The following is a 16,488-nucleotide window of genomic DNA, read 5'->3' on the forward strand; positions in this document are numbered from 1 at the left end:
GCGCGAACCCAAAAGCCCAGCCCCCAAGCCATGCGATCCGTGTGTCGGGACTTGCGCCACAGCATCGCAACGCGCCATTGTCGCGCACCGCCCCGTGGAGACGATCGATGCTCTCGCTGTTGCTGCTTCTCGCCGCCCCTGCCGATGATGCCGCGTTGATCGCCGCCGCGCACGATCGCACCCGTGCGGAAGTCCCCTGCGGCAGGACCAGCGACAGCAAGGAGATCCTGGTGTGCGGTCGGCGTGAGGCCGATCGTTATCGGGTTGGTTTCCTGGCCACCGATATCCGCGATTCGGTGCCGACCGAACGCTCGCGGCTGCTGGAGGCGAAGCTCAATCCGTGCGGCCGCGTCGGCGCGTTTTTCGCCGAGTGCGGCTTCGTCGGGGTCAGCATGTCGACCAACGGCCAGGCGGTGCGGGTCAGGCCGCGGGAACTGGCGCCCTAACCGCCCAGCAGCGGCATCCACATCGGATCGCCGGCCAGGCTCTGCGATCCGCGCAGCTTTTCCAGCGCCTGTGCGACGGACCGCTCCGGCCCTTCGTGGGTGACGATCGCCAGCAGCACACCACCGTCGGTGGCGACGCCCCGCTGGATCAGGCTCTCGATAGAGACGCCCGCATCGCGCATCGCCGCGGCGATTTCGGCCAGTACGCCGACCTTGTCCGGGACGGTGAAGCGCAGATAGGCGCGCCCGCGCCGCTCGCCCGGATCGGCGGCGGGCAACCGGCCGAGCGATGCGGCTGGCATCGCATAGGGCGGGCCATATTCGCCGCGCGCGATATCGATCAGGTCGGCGACCACCGCGCTGGCGGTCGGGCCGTCACCCGCGCCGGCGCCCTGGAACAGCAGCCGGCCGACGTAATTGCCCTCCGCCACCACCGCGTTGGTCGATCCGACGACATGCGCCAGCGGATGGTCGAGCGGCACCAGATGCGGGTGGACGCGCTGGAACAGGCCGTGCGCGCCAGCCTCGGCGATCCCGACCAGGCGCACGCGAAAGCCCAGCGCCGCCGCCTCGGCGATGTCGGCGCCGATCAGGTGGCGGATGCCGGTCACGCCGACCTGATCGAACGCGGGCTGGGTGCCGAACGCGACGCTGGCGAGGATCGACAGCTTGTGCGCGGCGTCGACGCCGTCGATGTCGAAGCTGGGATCGGCTTCGGCAAAGCCCAGCGCCTGGGCCTCGGCGAGCACCTCGGCGAAGTCGCGGCCCTCGGCCTCCATCTTCGACAGGATGAAATTGCAGGTGCCGTTGAGGATGCCGTAGACGCGGCCGATCTCATTGGCCGCCGCGCCTTCGCGCAGTCCCTTGATGACCGGCACGCCGCCCGCCACCGCCGCCTCGAACTTCAGCGCGACACCCTGCGCCTCGGCCGCCGTCGCCAGTTCCAGTCCGTGGTGCGCGATCATCGCCTTGTTGGCGGTAACCAGGCCGCGCCCGGCGGCCAGCGTCGCGCGGGCGAGCGCCAGCGCGGGGCCGTCCGATCCGCCGACCAGCTCGACCACGACGTCGGCACCGGGGTGCGCGGCCAGCGCGGCGGTGTCATCGATCCAGGCGAAGCGCGAGATGTCGACGCCGCGATCCTTGGCCCGGTCGCGCGCCGAGACTGCGACAACCTCGATCGGCCGCCCCGCGCGCCGCGCGATCAGATCGCGGTTGGCGTCGATCAGCCGGATCACCCCGCCACCGACGGTGCCAAGCCCGGCAAGGGCAACGCGCAATGGTTCGGTCATACCGTCCTCGTCATGACAACAGACGGTCGCGCCTAGCGGAAGGGCGCGCCCCGGAACAAGTCCGCGGCAGGCAAGAATTACTTCTTCACCAGGCCGATCTCGACCAACCGCTCGTGCAGATAGTCGTGCGCGGTGATCGGCGTGGGATAGCGGTTCGGGTTGGCCGCGCTGATTGTCGACGGCAGCGTCTCGATCAGGAAATCGGGCGCCGGGTGGAGGAAGAACGGCATCGAATAGCGCGAGAAGCCGCGCCGTTCGGGCGCCGGATTGACCACGCGGTGGGTCGTCGACGGCAGCACGTGGTTGGTCAGCCGCTGGAGCATGTCGCCGACGTTGACCACCATCGCCCCTTCGGGCGGCTTGACGGGCAGCCACTGGCCGTCCTTGTCGAGCAGCTCCAGCCCCGCCTCCTCCGCGCCGAGCAGCAGGGTGATCAGGTTGATGTCCTCATGCGCGCCCGCGCGCACTTCGGGCGCATCGGCGGGGACGGGCGGATAGTGGAGCAGACGCAACACCGAATTGCCGTCCCGTACCGCCGGATCGAACCAGTCGGGCGCCAGCTTCAGGTGGCGCGCGATCGCCGACAGCAGCCGATCCCCCGCCCGGTCGAGCGCGGTGAACAGGTCGAGGAACGCCTGGCGAAATCCCTCCGGCCGGTCCGGCCAGATGTTGGGCGCCATGTCCGCCTCGAAGCGGTGGCCGGCGGGCAGTTCGCGCCCGACGTGCCAGAATTCCTTGAGGTCGACATGGCGCGCGCCTTTGGCGATCTCGGTCTTGAACGGGGTGTAGCCGCGCGCGCCGCCGCCGCCGGGGACGAAATAGCCGCGCTTTTCGTCTTCGGGCAGGTCGAAGAACGCTCGCGTCATCGCCCACGCCCGCGTGACGACATGGTCGGGGACGCCGTGGTTGGCGACCATCGCGAAGCCGAACCGCTCGAACGATCCGCCCAATTCTGCGGCAAAGGCGTCCGGATCGGCGTCCTGGTCGGTCAGGCTGACCAGCGGCACCTGGGCGAGGGGGGTATCGAGCATCGGGCACGTCCTGATGGAAACGGGGAATCGTGCCACCATAGGCGCTTGGCGCGCGCCGGGCCAGCGGTCGCCCGGGGCGGATCAGTCGGCGATGACGATCTCGCCCAGCGATCCTTCGCCGCCCGACCTGGCGATGAGGGTGAACGGCTTGCCTTCATCGGTGGTCCCGGACAGCGAATCGCCCTGAGCGGTCAACTTGAACCCCTTGGCGGCGAGCTTGCCCTGGAACCATTCGCGCACCGCGGCGGGGGCGATCGGGCTGGTGAAGGTCACCCTCACGCGATCGTCGCCGGCGTTGCCGTCGATGTTGAGGCCGTCGATCTTTGACCCCGGCGGCAGGCGGACGCCGTTGATATCGAAATCGCCGGCGTCGAGCTGGATCTTCGGCAGCTTGATCGCGCCACGGAAACCGGGCGCGTTGATCGCGACGGTGCCGTCCTTGGCCGCGGACGCATTGAACGACGCGCCGCCGGGATCGTTGACGTTGAGCGAGATCTGGGTGCCTTCGCCGTCGCCACAGGCGCCAAGCGCCAGGACGAGTGGGGCGATCAACAGCGCGCGCATGGTTGGCTCCTGTATTATTTGAATAACACACTAGCGCGTACCGGGCCTGTCGTCAACGATTGACCGATGTCCTGCCGCGGTGCAGCAAGTGCGCCCATGGCGACTCTTCCCCCGATCACGAACAACCCCGACGTCCGTTTCCTCGGCCGTCTCCTCGGCGACGTGATCCGCGCCTATGGCGGGGAGGAGTTGTTCAAGCGCACGGAATATATTCGCGCCACCTCGGTCGATCGCGCGCGAGGCGTGGCCGGGGCCGACGCGATCGATCCGGGGCTGGAGCGACTGACGCTCGACGAGACGCTCGATTTCGTGCGGGGCTTCATGCTGTTCTCGATGCTCGCCAACCTGGCCGAGGACCGGCAGGGGGTGGCGGCCGAGGAAGGGGCGGATCTCGCCCATGCGCTGGCGGCGCTGGAGGCGAAGGGGATCGGTCGCGACGCGGTGATGGCGCTGCTCGACACCGCGCTGGTCGCGCCGGTGCTGACGGCGCACCCGACCGAGGTTCGGCGCAAGTCGATGATCGACCACCGCAACCGCATCGCCGAATTGATGGCGATCCGCGATACAGGCGCGACCGAGACCGAGGACGGCGACCGCGTCGACGACGCGATTCTGCGCCAGATCGCGCTGCTGTGGCAGACGCGGGTGCTGCGGCGCGAGCGTCTGTTCGTCACCGACGAGGTGGAGATCGCGCTGTCCTATCTGCGCGACGTGTTCCTGCCGGCGCTGCCCGCGCTCTATGCGCGCTGGGACCGTGCGGTCGGCGAGCGGGTGCCGAGTTTCCTGAAACCGGGCAGCTGGATCGGCGGCGATCGCGACGGCAATCCCTATGTTACCGCCGATTCGATGCGGCAGGCGCTGGGCCGCGCGGCGGAAGCGGCGCTCGGCCATTATCTGGATGCGGTTCACGCGCTCGGCGCCGAACTGTCTATTTCCAGCGATCATGCGGACGTGGATGACGCCGTGCTCGCGCTGGCGGAGGCGAGCGGCGATGCCGCGCCCAGCCGGATCGACGAACCCTATCGCCGGGCGCTGTCGGGCATCTATGCGCGGCTGGCCGCGACCTTTGCGGTGTTGGTCGGCAAGCCGGCGCCGCGCCCGCACCCGCTGGCGGGCGTCCCCTATGCCGATCCGGGCGCGCTGCGCGCCGATCTGGTCGCGCTCGCGCGTGGGCTGGGCGACGGTCCGCTCGCCAGCGAAGGCGCGCTGGGCCGGCTGATCCGCGCGGTCGAGACGTTCGGCTTCCACCTCGCCACGCTCGACATGCGGCAGAACAGCGCGGTGCACGAGCGCGTCGTCGCCGAACTGCTCAAGGCCGCCGGTGTCGAGGCGGATTATGCCGCGCTGGACGAGGGTGCGCGTGTCGCGCTGCTGCGCCGCGAACTGACCAGCCCGCGTCCGCTGGCCAGCCCCTATGCCGACTATTCGGAGGAGACCGCGTCCGAACTGGCGATCGTCCATGCGGCGGCCGAGGCGCACGCCACCTACGGCCGCGCCTGCATCGTCAACTATGTGATCTCGATGGCGACGTCGGTATCCGATCTGCTCGAGGTGCATGTGCTGCTGAAGGAGGCCGGGCTGTACGTGCCGGGCGATCCGCCGCAGGCGCACGTCATGGCGGTGCCGTTGTTCGAGACGATCGCCGATCTGGAACGCGCGCCGGCGATCATGACCGACTGGCTGGCGCTGCCCGAAATCGCCGCGATCGCGCAGGCGCGCGGTATGCAGGAAGTGATGATCGGCTATTCCGATTCGAACAAGGACGGCGGATACCTGACCTCCACCTGGCAATTGTCGAAGGGGTCGGCGGCGCTGACGCCGGTGTTCGAGCGCGCCGGCGTGGCGATGCAGCTGTTCCACGGGCGCGGCGGCGCGGTCGGGCGCGGTGGGGGGTCGTCGTTCCAGGCGATCCAGGCCCAGCCGCCGGGAACGGTTCAGGGCCATATCCGCATCACCGAACAGGGCGAGGTGATCGCCGCCAAATACGGCACGCGCGCCAGCGCGATGACCAACCTGGAGGCGATGGCATCGGCGACGCTGCTCGCCAGCCTGGCCCCCGTCGAACTGCCCGCGCGCGATGCCGAACGCTTCGCGACGGCGATGGACCAGCTCTCCAACACCGCCTTCGCCGCGTATCGCGCGCTGGTCTATGGCACCGATGATTTCCGCAGCTTCTTTCGCCAGATGACCCCGATCGCGGAAATTTCGGGGCTGAAGATCGGATCGCGCCCGGCCAGCCGCAAGAAATCCGACGCGATCGAGGATCTGCGCGCGATCCCCTGGGTGTTCTCATGGTCGCAGGCGCGGGTGATGCTGCCCGGCTGGTATGGCGTCGGCGCGGCGATCACGGCGTTCGACGACAAGGGGCTGCTGCGCGAGATGGCCGGCGCGTGGCCGCTGTTCGCGTCGACGCTGGCGAACATGGAGCAGGTGCTGGCGAAATCGGACATGGGCATCGCCACCCGCTACGCGGCGCTGGTCGAGGACGCGGCCACCCGCGACACGATCTTTGGCCGGATCCGCGATGGCTGGCAGGAGACGCATGACGGACTGCTCCAGATCACCCGGCAGACGCGGCTGCTTGAGAAGAATCCGGCGCTGGAGACATCGATCCGGCTGCGGCTGCCCTATATCGAGCCGCTCAACCTGCTCCAGATCGAACTGCTCAAGCGCCACCGCGCCGGCGAGGACGATCCGCGCGTGGGCGAGGGCATCCTGCTGTCGATCAACGCGATCGCCACGGCGCTGCGCAATTCGGGCTGAGCCCCGCTGTCTCCAGAGCGCCGCCCCTATTTCCCCTTGTCCGCCTTTGGCCGGTCCTTGGCGAACAGATCGCCGAAATAGTCGCCCTTGTACCATCTGGGGGCCTCGGCGGCGTCGGCCATCGCCATGGTGATGCGGTAATTGGCCTCGGCGAAGCGGGCGCCGGCGACCCAGTCGATCGGCTGGTTCATGTCATCGCCGGGGTGGTGGTAGTTGCCGCTCAGGAACTTGCCCCACTGCTCGCCGCCGCCGTTGGCGAAACCGGTCGCCAGGAACACCGCCGGCACGCCCTGCTTCACGAACATATAATGGTCGGAGCGGACGAAGATGCTCTCCTGCGGCATCGGATCTGGCGACAGCGTCACCCCCATCGGCTTGACCGCGGCGGCGACCAGCGGCCCCAGCGTCGAATGGTCGGCGCCGAACGCGGTGACGTCGGTGAAGCGATAGAGCAGCAGCGGCATGTCGAGATCGACGTTGCCGACGATCCTGTCGATCGGCACACCGGGATGGCGCGCGAAATAATCGGCGCCGAGCAGCCCCTTTTCCTCGCCGGTAGAGGCGACGAAGATGATCGACCGCTTGGGCTTGTCCGGCGACTGGGTGATCGCGCGGGCGACCTCCAGCATGGTCGCGATGCCGGCGGCGTTGTCGAGCGCGCCGTTGTTGATGTGATCGGTATCGGCCGGCTCACCATCCTTCTTCGCGGTCACCCCGATGTGGTCGAGGTGCGCCGACAGCACCACATATTCGCTGGCCAGCGTCGGATCGGACCCGGGCAGGATCGCCGCGACATTGGGGCTGGTGATGCGTTCGGCGGTGCTGCTCGCCTCGATCCGCGCGCTGGTCTTGAGCGCGAACGGCTTGGGCCGGCCGCCGGTCTTGTCCGCCTCGGCCAGCACTTGCGCCACCGTGCGCGACGCGTCCGCGAATACCGCCTGCGCCGCCGGCCCGTTCAAATAGCCGCCGCCGCGCACGCCGGGGGTTTCGGTGAATGGCTGGCCGTCCTCGCCGACCCAGCCGTAGCGGGGGGCGCCGCCAGCGCGTTTCGTCACGTCCCACGGCCGCCGCTTCGCATCGTCGAGCGTCGCGATGGTGAGGACGCCGATCGCGCCATGTGCCTGCGCCGCCTGTGACTTGGACGAACCCAGATGCGCGCCGACCTCGCTCGGCATCCCCTTGGGAAAGCCGGAGAGCACGACGACGATCTTTCCCCTGGCATCGACGCCCTTGTAATCGTCGATGCCGGTGGCGGCGTCGCTGATGCCGTAGCCGACGAACACCAACGGCGCGGACAGATCCAGCGCGCGCTCGCGCGGGCTGGGGGCGACCAGCACCTCCGTGCCCTGTTCCCAGCTTTGCGAGCCGCCGGCGCCGGTAATCGTCAGCCGGGCCGGGCTCGCGCCCGGCAGGGTCTTTTGAAAGGTGACGCGCTGATACCAGCCGCCGTTGTCGCCGGCCGGCTTCAGCCCCATCGCGTCGAACTGGCTGGCGACGTAGCGCGCCGCGATCTCATGCCCGCGCGTACCGATGTCGCGCCCTTCGAGCAGGTCGTCGGCGAGGAACTCGACGTGCGCGCGCACCGCTTCCGGGGTGAAGGCGGCGGTCGGCGCGTCCTGGGCGACGGCGATGGTGGCGGTGCAGGCGAGCAGCGCCGCGATCAGTCTCTTCATGGTGGAAGGCCCCTCTCATCAGTCTCTTGATGACGTATCGTAGCCAGCGCGCGCCGCCGGGCAAACCGCGTGTTGCGGATCGCACCGGGGTCAAACGTTGTTTACCCGTACCGTGTCGTTCGTGCCACGGTCGATTGATGAAGGCCCGGTGGTTGTATAGCTTCGGGCGATCCGGCCGGGTCCCCGGCAGACCATATTTTGAGGGTATTCCATGAAATTGTCGCTCATGCTGGGCAGCGTCGCGCTGCTGGCGCTCGCCGTCCCCGCCGTCGCCCAGGACGCGAAGCCGGTGCCCGTCGCCGAACTGGTCCGCGAGGTGAATATCCCGTACCAGAGCTTCACCCTGCCCAACGGCCTGCGCGTCATCGTCCATACCGACCGCAAGGCGCCCATCGTCGCGGTCAGCGTGTGGTACGACATCGGTTCGAAGAACGAGCCGAAGGGCAAGACCGGCTTTGCCCATCTGTTCGAGCATCTGATGTTCAACGGGTCGGAGAATTCGCCCGGCGATTTCTTCGTGCCGCTGCAGGAAGTCGGCGCGACCGATTTCAACGGCACCACCTGGTTCGATCGCACCAATTATTTCGAGACCGTGCCGACCCCGGCGCTCGAACGCGCGCTGTTCCTGGAAAGCGACCGCATGGGCCATCTGCTCGGCGCGGTGACTCAGCAGACGCTCGATAACCAGCGCGCCGTCGTCCAGAACGAAAAGCGCCAGGGCGACAACGCGCCGTTCGGGCTGGTCGAATACGCCCAGCTGGCGGGACTGTTGCCGCCCGATCACCCCTATGGCCACAGCACGATCGGGTCGATGGCCGATCTGGATGCCGCCAGCCTGGACGATGTGAAGGGCTGGTTCCGGGCGCACTATGGCCCGAACAACGCCGTGCTGGTGCTGGCGGGCGACATCGACGTCGCCACCGCCCGTCCGCTGGTCGCGAAGTATTTCGGCGATATCCCCGCCGGCCCCAAGACCGCCGACGCCGCCACCACCGTACCGACTCTGTCCGCGCCCAAGGCGATGACGATGAAGGATCGCGTCGCCAACACCCGGCTGTATCGCTATTGGGCGGTGCCCGGCCTGAACGACAAGGATTCGGTGCCGCTCAACATCTTCGCCAGCGTGCTGGGCGGCCTCGCCAGCTCGCGGCTCGACAACAGCCTGGTACGCAAGGACCAGCTCGCGGTGTCGGCGTCGGCGGACGTGCAGGATTTCGAGCAGCTGGGCTTCTTTGAGATTCAGGTCAATGTGAAGCCGGGCGTCGACGTCGCCCAGGTCAACCAGCGTCTCGACGCGGTGCTGGCGGATCTGCTCAAGAACGGCCCGACCGCCGACGAAGTGCAGCGAGTCGCGATGCGACAGGTAACCGGCACCATCGCCGGGCTGGAGCAGGTCGGTGATTTCAGCGGCAAGGCGGTCGCGCTGGCGGAGGGGGCGCTCTATTCGAACGATCCCGGCTTCTACAAGAAGGAGCTGGAGGCCTATGCGACCGCGACGCCGGCCAGCGTCAAGGCGGCGGCGCAGAAGTGGCTGAGCCGCCCGGTGTTCGCGCTGACGGTCGAGCCGGGTGCGCGCGAGGCCTATGCCGAGACGACGACGCCGCCCAGGGCCCCGGCGCCGGAGGCGGCGGAGGCCCCGGTAGCGCCCGGGACGCGCGGGTCCATGCCCGCGGTCGGCGAGATCAAGGATCTGGACTTCCCCAAGGTCGAGCGTGCCAAACTCTCAAACGGGGTCGAGCTGGTCTATGCCCAGCGCAGCGCCGTGCCGATCACCCGCGCGGTGCTCAGCTTTGACGCGGGCGTCGCCGCCGACGTGCCGGGCAAGCTCGGCACCCAATCGCTGATGCTGTCATCGCTGGAGGAGGGCGGGACCAGGGCACTGGATCCAATCGCGCTGGCGGAAACGCAGGAGCGGCTGGGCATGAACATCGGGACGATGAGCTCCCCCGACCGTACCTCCGTGACGTTCGAGGCGCCCAGCGCCAATCTCAACCCGGCATTGGGCGTGCTGGCCGATGTGGTGCGTCATCCGGCGTTCGCCGCGCCGGAAGTGGCGCGCATCCGCAACCAATTGCTCGCGCGGATCGCCGCCGATATGGCCAATCCCAATGCGCTGGCCGCCCGCGCCGCGCCGACGCTGGTCTACGGTCCGGCGTCGCCCTATGCCAAATCGGCTGCCGGATCGGGCGATGCCGCCGCGGTCGCCACGCTGACCCCGGCGGATCTGCAGGCGTTCCACGCCGCGTGGCTGCGTCCGGACAAGGTCAAGATCTTCGTCGTCAGCGATCGCCCGTTGGCCGAGGTCAAGGCTGCGCTCGAGGGGCGGTTCGGCGACTGGCGCGGCACCGGCGCGGCCGGGGTCAAGAGCTTTGCCGCCCCGGCGCAGCAATCGGCGCCGAAGATCGTGCTGATCGACCGCCCCGATTCGCCGCAATCGGTGATCGTCGGCGCGCAGCTCACCGGCCTGAGCGGCACGGAGGAGCTGTTGCCCTATATCACCGCCAACGACGTGCTGGGCGGCAACTTCCTGTCGCGCATCAACATGGACCTGCGTGAGAGCAAGGGCTGGACCTATGGCGCCAGCGGCAGCTTCCGCCGGCTCGAACATGCCGTGCCCTACATGGTGTCGACCCCGGTGCAGGCCGACCGCACCGGCGATTCGATCAAGGCGATCCAGGGCGACGTCCAGGAGTTCCTGACGACGAAGGGCATCACCCCGGTCGAGTTCGACCGCACCATCACCGGCTTCGTTCGCGAACTGTCGGGCAATTTCGAGACGTCGGGCGCGGTGCTGACCGCGATGCAATCCAACGACCTCGCCAAGCGGCCCGACGATTACTACGCGACGCTGGCGCAAAAATATCGTGCGCTGACGGCACCCCAGCTTGACGCTGCGGCACGCGGGGTTCTCGACGCCGGCAAGTTCGTCTGGGTGGTGGTCGGCGATGCCGCCAAGGTCCGGCCGCAGCTTGACTCGATCGGCCTGCCGGTCGAGGTGGTTCCGGTCGCGGGCGCTACGCCGCCCGCGCCGGCCAACAAGTGATCGCGAGAGAGGGCAAGCAGCATGGCGAATGTCGATGGCACCTGGGAAACCGTCACCAAGTCGCCGATGGGTGACCAGAAGGCGACGCTGACCGTCGCGAGCGACGGCGACACCTTCACCGGCTCCTATGTGGGCGCGATGGGCAGCACCGAGATCAAGGACGGCAAGGTCGACGGCGACACGCTGCGCTGGAGCATAGATATCTCGATCCCGATGCCGATGACGCTGACGATCGAAGCGACCGTCGACGGCGACGCGATCAACGGCACCGTCACCGCCGGCGCGTTCGGCAGCTTCCCGATGGACGGCGCGCGCGCCTGATCCTCCGCACGCCGGCTCGCTGGTCGGGCCGGACGAAATTTCACGGCGATCGGGGCTGACGCTCCGGTCGCCGTTTCCGTTGGGGCGGGGCGCGACGCTGCGCTATCGGCCTGCGCCATCGGCTCATCGACGATGTGAGGCTGAAAGGTCAGCGCGTCACGCGCGTGACATGCCCCATCTTGCGGCCGGGGCGTGCTTCATGCTTGCCATAGAGGTGAAGGTGAGCGTCGCGCTCGCCAAGGATCGCATCCCAGCCAGCGGCGTCCTCTCCGATCAGGTTCTCCATCACCACCCGCGTGCCGGTCAGCCCGGTGTCGCCGAGCGGCAGACCGCAGATCGCGCGGATGTGGTTCTCGAACTGCGAGGTCACCGCGCCCTCGATCGTCCAGTGACCGGAATTATGGACGCGCGGCGCCATCTCATTGAACACGGGTCCATCGGCGGTGGCGAAGAATTCCAGCGTCAGCACGCCGACATGGTCGAGCGCCTCGGCGACCCGCCCGGCCAGCGCTGCCGCCTCGGTCCATTGCGCCGCGACCGGAGCGGGCGCGGGCACGCTCGACCGCGCGAGGATGCCGTCGCGGTGTTCGTTGTGCGGCGGCGGATAGCTGGCGATCGCGCCATCGGCGCCGCGCACGAGCAGGATCGAGAATTCGTGATCGAAGGTGACGAAGCCCTCCAGCACCGCCGGGGCGCCGGCGATCGCCTCCCACGCCGCATCGGCGTCGGCGGGGCTGGCGATCCGCGCCTGGCCCTTGCCGTCATAGCCCAGCGTCGCGGTCTTGAGGATCGCGGGGCAGCCGATCGCCGCGATCGCCTCATCCAGCGCGGCGCGATTGTCGACCCGCCGCCACGGCGCGGGACGGCCGCCTAGCGCCTCGACGAACGCCTTCTCCTCGGCGCGGTCCTGCGCCACCGCCAGCGATCGGGGGGAGGGGTGGATCGGCGCCATCAGCGCGACGCCCTCGATCGGCGCGACGGCGATATTCTCGAACTCATAGGTGATGACGTCGACCGCGCGCGCGAATTTCGCCAGCTCGCCGGCGTCGTAATAGCCGCCGCGCGTGTAGGTGCCGCTGACGTCATTGGCCGGCCCGGTCTCCGGTGCGTAGACATGGGTGCGATAGCCCAATTGCGCCGCCGCGACCGCCAGCATCCGGCCGAGCTGGCCGGCGCCCAATATGCCGATCGTCGATCCGGGCGGCAGCACGGCGTTATTCGGCCGGGTCGTTGACGACGCTGGCGGTCTGCGCCGCGCGCCAGTCGATCAACCGCTGCGCCAGTTCGTCATCGCTGGTCGCGAGGATCGCGGCGGCGAGCAGCCCGGCGTTGATCGCGCCCGCCCGGCCGATCGCAAGCGTGCCTACGGGGATGCCCCCCGGCATCTGGACGATCGACATCAGGCTATCCATGCCCTTCAGCGCCTTGGACTCGACCGGCACGCCCAGCACCGGCAGATGGGTCATCGCCGCCGCCATGCCCGGCAGGTGGGCGGCGCCGCCGGCGCCCGCGACGATCACCTTCAGCCCGCGCCCGGCGGCGGTGGTGGCATAGTCGTAGAGCCGCTGCGGCGTGCGGTGCGCGGAGACGACGCGCGTTTCATGCGCGACGCCCAGCGCGTCCAGCGTCTCGGCCGCGTGCCGCATCGTCTCCCAGTCGGAGGACGAGCCCATGATGATGCCCACCAGCGTCATGCGATGCGGTTAGCGGCAGTGTCGGGATTTTCCAACCCATCGTTCGACGACGTTTCCGTCCGATGTCCGATCACCCGGCGTAGAGCGCATCCAGCCGCTCACCATAGGCGGCGCGCAGGATGTGGCGGCGGATCTTCAGGCTGGGCGTCAGCTGCTCGTTCTCGATCGAGAACGGCTGGTCGGCGAGGATGAAGCGACGGATGCGCTCAATCTGCGACAGCTCGCGGTTGACCCGTTCGACCGCCTGGCCGATCGCCGCCTTGAAATCATGGTTGCCGGAAAGCCGAGGGAAATCGCACGCCTCGCCGTTCTTCGCGCACCATTCCTGCGTCCATTCGGGGTCGGGCACGATCACCGCGACCATGTAGGGTTTTCGGTCTCCATAGATCATCGCCTGGACGATCTCGTTCTGGAGGGTCAGCATCCCCTCCACCTTTTGCGGTGCGACATTGTCGCCCTTGTCGTTGACGATGATGTCCTTCTTGCGATCGGTGATCTTGATGCGGCCCTTGTCGTCGATCAGGCCGATGTCGCCGGTGTGGAGCCAGCCGTCCTTCAGGACACGGGCCGTTTCCTCTTCATTGCGCCAGTAACCGTGCATCACCAGTTCGCCGCGCACCAGGATCTCGCCGTCGTCGGCGATGCGGACCTCGGTGTTCTTGAGCGGCGGGCCGACGGTGTCGTGCTTGAGTCCCGCCGAGGGGCGGTTGCACGAGATCACGGGCGCCGCCTCGGTCTGGCCATAGCCCTGGAGGAAGGTGAGGCCGATCGATTCGAAGAATTGCCCCACCTCGGGATTGAGGGGCGCGCCGCCGGAGACCATCGCCTTGATCCGCCCGCCGAACCGCTTGGCGATCCTGGGCTTGAACAGGCGGTTGACCACCAGCTTCATCGGCTGGTCGTAGAACGGCACGCCCCCCGCCGCCTTCTTGCCGCCGATGCTGACCGCGCGGTCGAGCAGATAGGACGATAGCCGGCCCTGTTTCTCCACCGACTTGGTGATGCGGGTGCGGAGCACCTCGAACAGACGCGGCACCACGACCATGATCGTCGGGCGGGTCTCCTCGATATTGGACGCCAGCTTGTCGAGCCCTTCGGCGTAATAGATCTGCGCGCCCAGCCCGATCGGGAAATGCTGGCCGCCACTGTGTTCGTATGCGTGGGAGAGCGGCAGGAAGCTGAGGAACACCTCATCCTCCCAGCCGAAATCCTCGGAGATCACCGTGCAGCAGCCGTCGACGTTGTGCAGGATCGCGCCGTGATGCTGCATCACCCCGCGCGGGGCGCCGCCGGTGCCGCTGGTGTAGATGATGCAGGCGAGATCGTCGCGCGTCGCGGTGATGCCCGCTGCAATCGCCTCGACGTCGGCGGGATGGCCGGCGATCAGGTCATTCCAGTCGTGATAGTCCGCCACGCCGGTCTGGCCCGGTCGCTGTTCGTCGATACCGATCACGATCCGTACCGAGGATCGCAGCACCGCCGGCATCAGCACCTTGGCCAGCTTCGGCGTCGAGACGACGACCATGCACGCGCCCGAATTCTCCAGGATATGGGCATGATCGCGTTCGGTGTTGGTGGTGTAGGCGGGGACGGTCACCCCGCCCGCCGCCATCACCGCCAGATCGGTGATGCACCACTCGGGGCGGTTTTCGCTGACCAGCATCACCCGGTCGCCAGGTTTCAGCCCCTGCGCCTTGAGCGCGGTCGTCAGGCTGGCGACCTGTTGCGCGGCCTGTGCCCAGCTGGTCGGCAGCCACCGTCCGCCGGCCTTGTGCCACAGGAACGGTGCGTCACCCTTTTCACGAGCGCGCGTGAAGAACATGGTGACCAGATTGGGAAAATGTTCGAGCGTCCTCACGCGGTCGGTCTCCTTATCCCCGCCATTTTTGGTCGGGGCCGCTCTTGGGGTTCAATCGCAGTTCACTCCTTCAGCGCGACGCCGACGCTGCGTGGATCGGCGGCGCCGACCCAGCCGGAGGCGGTCCTTTCGGCCGCGTTGGCCTTCAGCCCCAGCTTGCCGATCGTCACGGTGTGGCCGAGCGCCTCCAGCGCGGGCTTCAGCGCCACACGGCCGGTGCCTTCCTCCAGGATCAGCCCGGCATCGTTGAAGAAGATCAGCCCTTCACCGATCGAGTCGCGCGCATTCTCGCCCCAGTCCAGGTGGGCGATCAGCGCCTTGGCGACCTGCATGATGATCGTCTTGCCGCCCGCCGCGCCGACGGTGAAGATCGGCTGGCCCTTCGCGTCGTAAACGATGGTCGGCGACATCGAGCTGAGCGGGCGCTTGCCCGGTTCGACCCGGTTGGCGACAGGCGCGCCGTTCTTCTCCGGCGCGGCGGTGAAGTCGGTCAGTTCGTTGTTCAGCACATAGCCGCCCGCGACCAGCTGACTGCCGAACGGCCCTTCCACCGTCGACGTCATCGTCACCACGTCGCCCTGACGGTCGACCGCGATGAAATGGGTGGTACCCGGCGTTTCGTTCTGGATCGCGGCGGTGCGCGGCTGCGCGCCCGGCGGCGTGCCCGCCTCATAGGTGCCGAGGCTTTTGGTCGTCGACAGCCGTTTGGAGCGCGACGCGATATAGCCCCGGTCGAGCAGCCCGGCGACCGGCACCGACACGAAATCGGGGTCGCCCAGATATTTCTCCCGGTCGGCATAGGCGAGCAGCATCGCCTCGCTGATCAGATGCCACGCCACCGGCGAATCCTTGCCCAGCTTCTTCATGTCGAAGCGTTCGAGCATCCCCAGGATCTGGAATACCGTGGTCGCGCCGGACGAGGGCGGGCCCATGCCGCACAGCTTGTAGGTGCGATAGCGGGTGCACACCGCCGGCCGCTCGGCCGCCTGATAGGCGGTGAGATCGGCCAGCGTCATGTCGCTCGGCGCCACCTTCGATTGGGTGACGGTGTCGACCAGCCGTTGCGCGCTTTCGCCGGTGTAGAAAGCATCGGCGCCTTCGTCGGCCAGCGTGCGCAGCGTCGCGGCGAGCGCGGGGTTGCGGACCGTCATCCCCTCGGTCAGCGGCCGGCCGCCGGGCGCGTAGAGCGCGGCAACATCCGGAAAGGCATCGGCGGTCGGGACGATGGTGGTCGAATCGTCGCCGGCCACGGGTTGCCCGGTCGGGGCGGTCGGGGTGGAGGCGGATATGCGCCTGCCGAACCACAGCGGCGCCAGCATGGCCGACGACGCCGCCATCGGCCGCGTCACCTGATAGCCCTGCTCCGCCAGCCGGATCGCCGGCTCGAACAGCGCCTTCCACGGCAATTTGCCCCATTTCTTGTGCGCCAGCGCCATCAGCCGGACGTTGCCGGGCACGCCGACCGACTGGCCGCCGGGGAACAGTTCGACGAACGGGCGCGGCTTGCCATCGGGGCCGAGGAAGCGGTTCGGGCTGGCGGCGGCCGGAGCCTTCTCGCGGCCGTCGATCGTGTCGATCGCGCCGCTCTTGCCATCGTGATGGATCAGAAAGCCGCCGCCGCCGATGCCCGACGATTGCGGTTCGACCACGGTGAGCGCGAGCATCATCGCCATCGCCGCGTCGGTCGCGGTGCCGCCCGCGCGCAGGATTTCACGCCCGGCTTCAGCGGCACGCGGATCGGCGGAGGAGACGATGCCCTGTGCTAGCGCGGGGGCGGGGGCAAGGGCGACGATGGCGGCGGCGAAC

Annotated in this window: 12 protein-coding genes; 4 read left to right on the top strand and 8 right to left on the bottom strand. The window is 68.4% G+C overall.

The window, feature by feature from the left end; translation table 11 throughout:
• Window positions 1-107 precede the first annotated feature (107 nt).
• A complete protein-coding gene (locus VNR91_RS01570) occupies window positions 108-446 on the top strand; it encodes a hypothetical protein (RefSeq protein ID WP_325489039.1) in 339 nt (112 codons plus the stop codon).
• Here VNR91_RS01570 and VNR91_RS01575 read toward each other — a convergent pair.
• The 3 genes from VNR91_RS01575 to VNR91_RS01585 form a co-directional block, all read right to left on the bottom strand.
• Window positions 443-1,735 (bottom strand): homoserine dehydrogenase, encoded by a 1,293-nt coding sequence (locus VNR91_RS01575; protein WP_325489040.1) that lies wholly within the window; start codon window positions 1,733-1,735, stop codon window positions 443-445. The two genes, VNR91_RS01570 and VNR91_RS01575, sit on opposite strands and share 4 nt — an antisense overlap.
• Before the next feature lie 77 nt (window positions 1,736-1,812).
• The gene (locus tag VNR91_RS01580) at window positions 1,813-2,766 is read right to left on the bottom strand and encodes an isopenicillin N synthase family dioxygenase (RefSeq protein ID WP_325489041.1); all 954 of its coding nucleotides are present in this window, start codon (window positions 2,764-2,766) and stop codon (window positions 1,813-1,815) included.
• An 81-nt stretch (window positions 2,767-2,847) separates the two neighbouring features.
• Window positions 2,848-3,330: a hypothetical protein gene (locus VNR91_RS01585; protein WP_325489042.1), complete on the bottom strand. Its 483-nt coding sequence runs from the start codon at window positions 3,328-3,330 to the stop codon at window positions 2,848-2,850.
• 96 nt (window positions 3,331-3,426) lie between these two features.
• Between VNR91_RS01585 and ppc the strand changes: the two genes are divergently transcribed.
• Complete coding sequence (ppc, locus tag VNR91_RS01590) at window positions 3,427-6,093, top strand: phosphoenolpyruvate carboxylase (RefSeq protein ID WP_325489043.1); 2,667 nt, start codon at window positions 3,427-3,429, stop codon at window positions 6,091-6,093.
• Between the two features lie 26 nt (window positions 6,094-6,119).
• Here the strand turns inward: ppc and VNR91_RS01595 are convergent, their stop codons facing one another.
• Window positions 6,120-7,766 carry a M28 family metallopeptidase gene (locus VNR91_RS01595; protein ID WP_325489044.1) on the bottom strand — a complete coding sequence of 549 codons (1,647 nt, stop codon included), beginning with the start codon at window positions 7,764-7,766 and terminating at the stop codon, window positions 6,120-6,122.
• Between the two features lie 211 nt (window positions 7,767-7,977).
• On the opposite strand from VNR91_RS01595, the gene VNR91_RS01600 reads away from it, so the two are divergent.
• On the top strand, window positions 7,978-10,809 hold the full coding sequence (locus VNR91_RS01600; protein ID WP_325489045.1) for a pitrilysin family protein: 2,832 nt from the start codon (window positions 7,978-7,980) through the stop codon (window positions 10,807-10,809).
• A 21-nt stretch (window positions 10,810-10,830) separates the two neighbouring features.
• Entirely contained in the window at window positions 10,831-11,130 is a 300-nt protein-coding gene (locus tag VNR91_RS01605) for a hypothetical protein (RefSeq protein WP_325489046.1), read from the top strand.
• A 148-nt stretch (window positions 11,131-11,278) separates the two neighbouring features.
• Here VNR91_RS01605 and VNR91_RS01610 read toward each other — a convergent pair whose 3' ends face one another.
• From VNR91_RS01610 to VNR91_RS01625, 4 genes are all read right to left on the bottom strand, one after another.
• Window positions 11,279-12,286 (bottom strand): 5-(carboxyamino)imidazole ribonucleotide synthase, encoded by a 1,008-nt coding sequence (locus tag VNR91_RS01610; protein ID WP_414712360.1) that lies wholly within the window; start codon window positions 12,284-12,286, stop codon window positions 11,279-11,281.
• 58 nt (window positions 12,287-12,344) lie between these two features.
• Window positions 12,345-12,824: a 5-(carboxyamino)imidazole ribonucleotide mutase gene (gene purE, locus VNR91_RS01615; RefSeq protein ID WP_325489048.1), complete on the bottom strand. Its 480-nt coding sequence runs from the start codon at window positions 12,822-12,824 to the stop codon at window positions 12,345-12,347.
• A 70-nt stretch (window positions 12,825-12,894) separates the two neighbouring features.
• Window positions 12,895-14,682: an AMP-dependent synthetase/ligase gene (locus tag VNR91_RS01620; RefSeq protein WP_325489049.1), complete on the bottom strand. Its 1,788-nt coding sequence runs from the start codon at window positions 14,680-14,682 to the stop codon at window positions 12,895-12,897.
• Between the two features lie 62 nt (window positions 14,683-14,744).
• Window positions 14,745-16,475, bottom strand: a complete 1,731-nt coding sequence (locus VNR91_RS01625) for a gamma-glutamyltransferase family protein (RefSeq protein WP_325489050.1) — start codon at window positions 16,473-16,475, stop codon at window positions 14,745-14,747.
• Window positions 16,476-16,488 lie beyond the last annotated feature (13 nt).

It is taken from the genome of Sphingomonas sp. (genome assembly GCF_035555815.1).
GTDB lineage: Bacteria > Pseudomonadota > Alphaproteobacteria > Sphingomonadales > Sphingomonadaceae > Sphingomonas.

Bases quoted from the DNA above. Each gene is read 5' to 3' on its own strand.
- purE (WP_325489048.1), bottom strand. From the start codon at position 12,824: ATGACGCTGGTGGGCATCATCATGGGCTCGTCCTCCGACTGGGAGACG.
- VNR91_RS01600 (WP_325489045.1), top strand. From the start codon at position 7,978: ATGAAATTGTCGCTCATGCTGGGCAGCGTCGCGCTGCTGGCGCTCGCC.
- VNR91_RS01605 (WP_325489046.1), top strand. From the start codon at position 10,831: ATGGCGAATGTCGATGGCACCTGGGAAACCGTCACCAAGTCGCCGATG.
- VNR91_RS01610 (WP_414712360.1), bottom strand. From the start codon at position 12,286: ATGCTGGCGGTCGCGGCGGCGCAATTGGGCTATCGCACCCATGTCTAC.
- ppc (WP_325489043.1), top strand. From the start codon at position 3,427: ATGGCGACTCTTCCCCCGATCACGAACAACCCCGACGTCCGTTTCCTC.
- VNR91_RS01575 (WP_325489040.1), bottom strand. From the start codon at position 1,735: ATGACCGAACCATTGCGCGTTGCCCTTGCCGGGCTTGGCACCGTCGGT.
- VNR91_RS01570 (WP_325489039.1), top strand. From the start codon at position 108: ATGCTCTCGCTGTTGCTGCTTCTCGCCGCCCCTGCCGATGATGCCGCG.
- VNR91_RS01580 (WP_325489041.1), bottom strand. From the start codon at position 2,766: ATGCTCGATACCCCCCTCGCCCAGGTGCCGCTGGTCAGCCTGACCGAC.
- VNR91_RS01585 (WP_325489042.1), bottom strand. From the start codon at position 3,330: ATGCGCGCGCTGTTGATCGCCCCACTCGTCCTGGCGCTTGGCGCCTGT.
- VNR91_RS01595 (WP_325489044.1), bottom strand. From the start codon at position 7,766: ATGAAGAGACTGATCGCGGCGCTGCTCGCCTGCACCGCCACCATCGCC.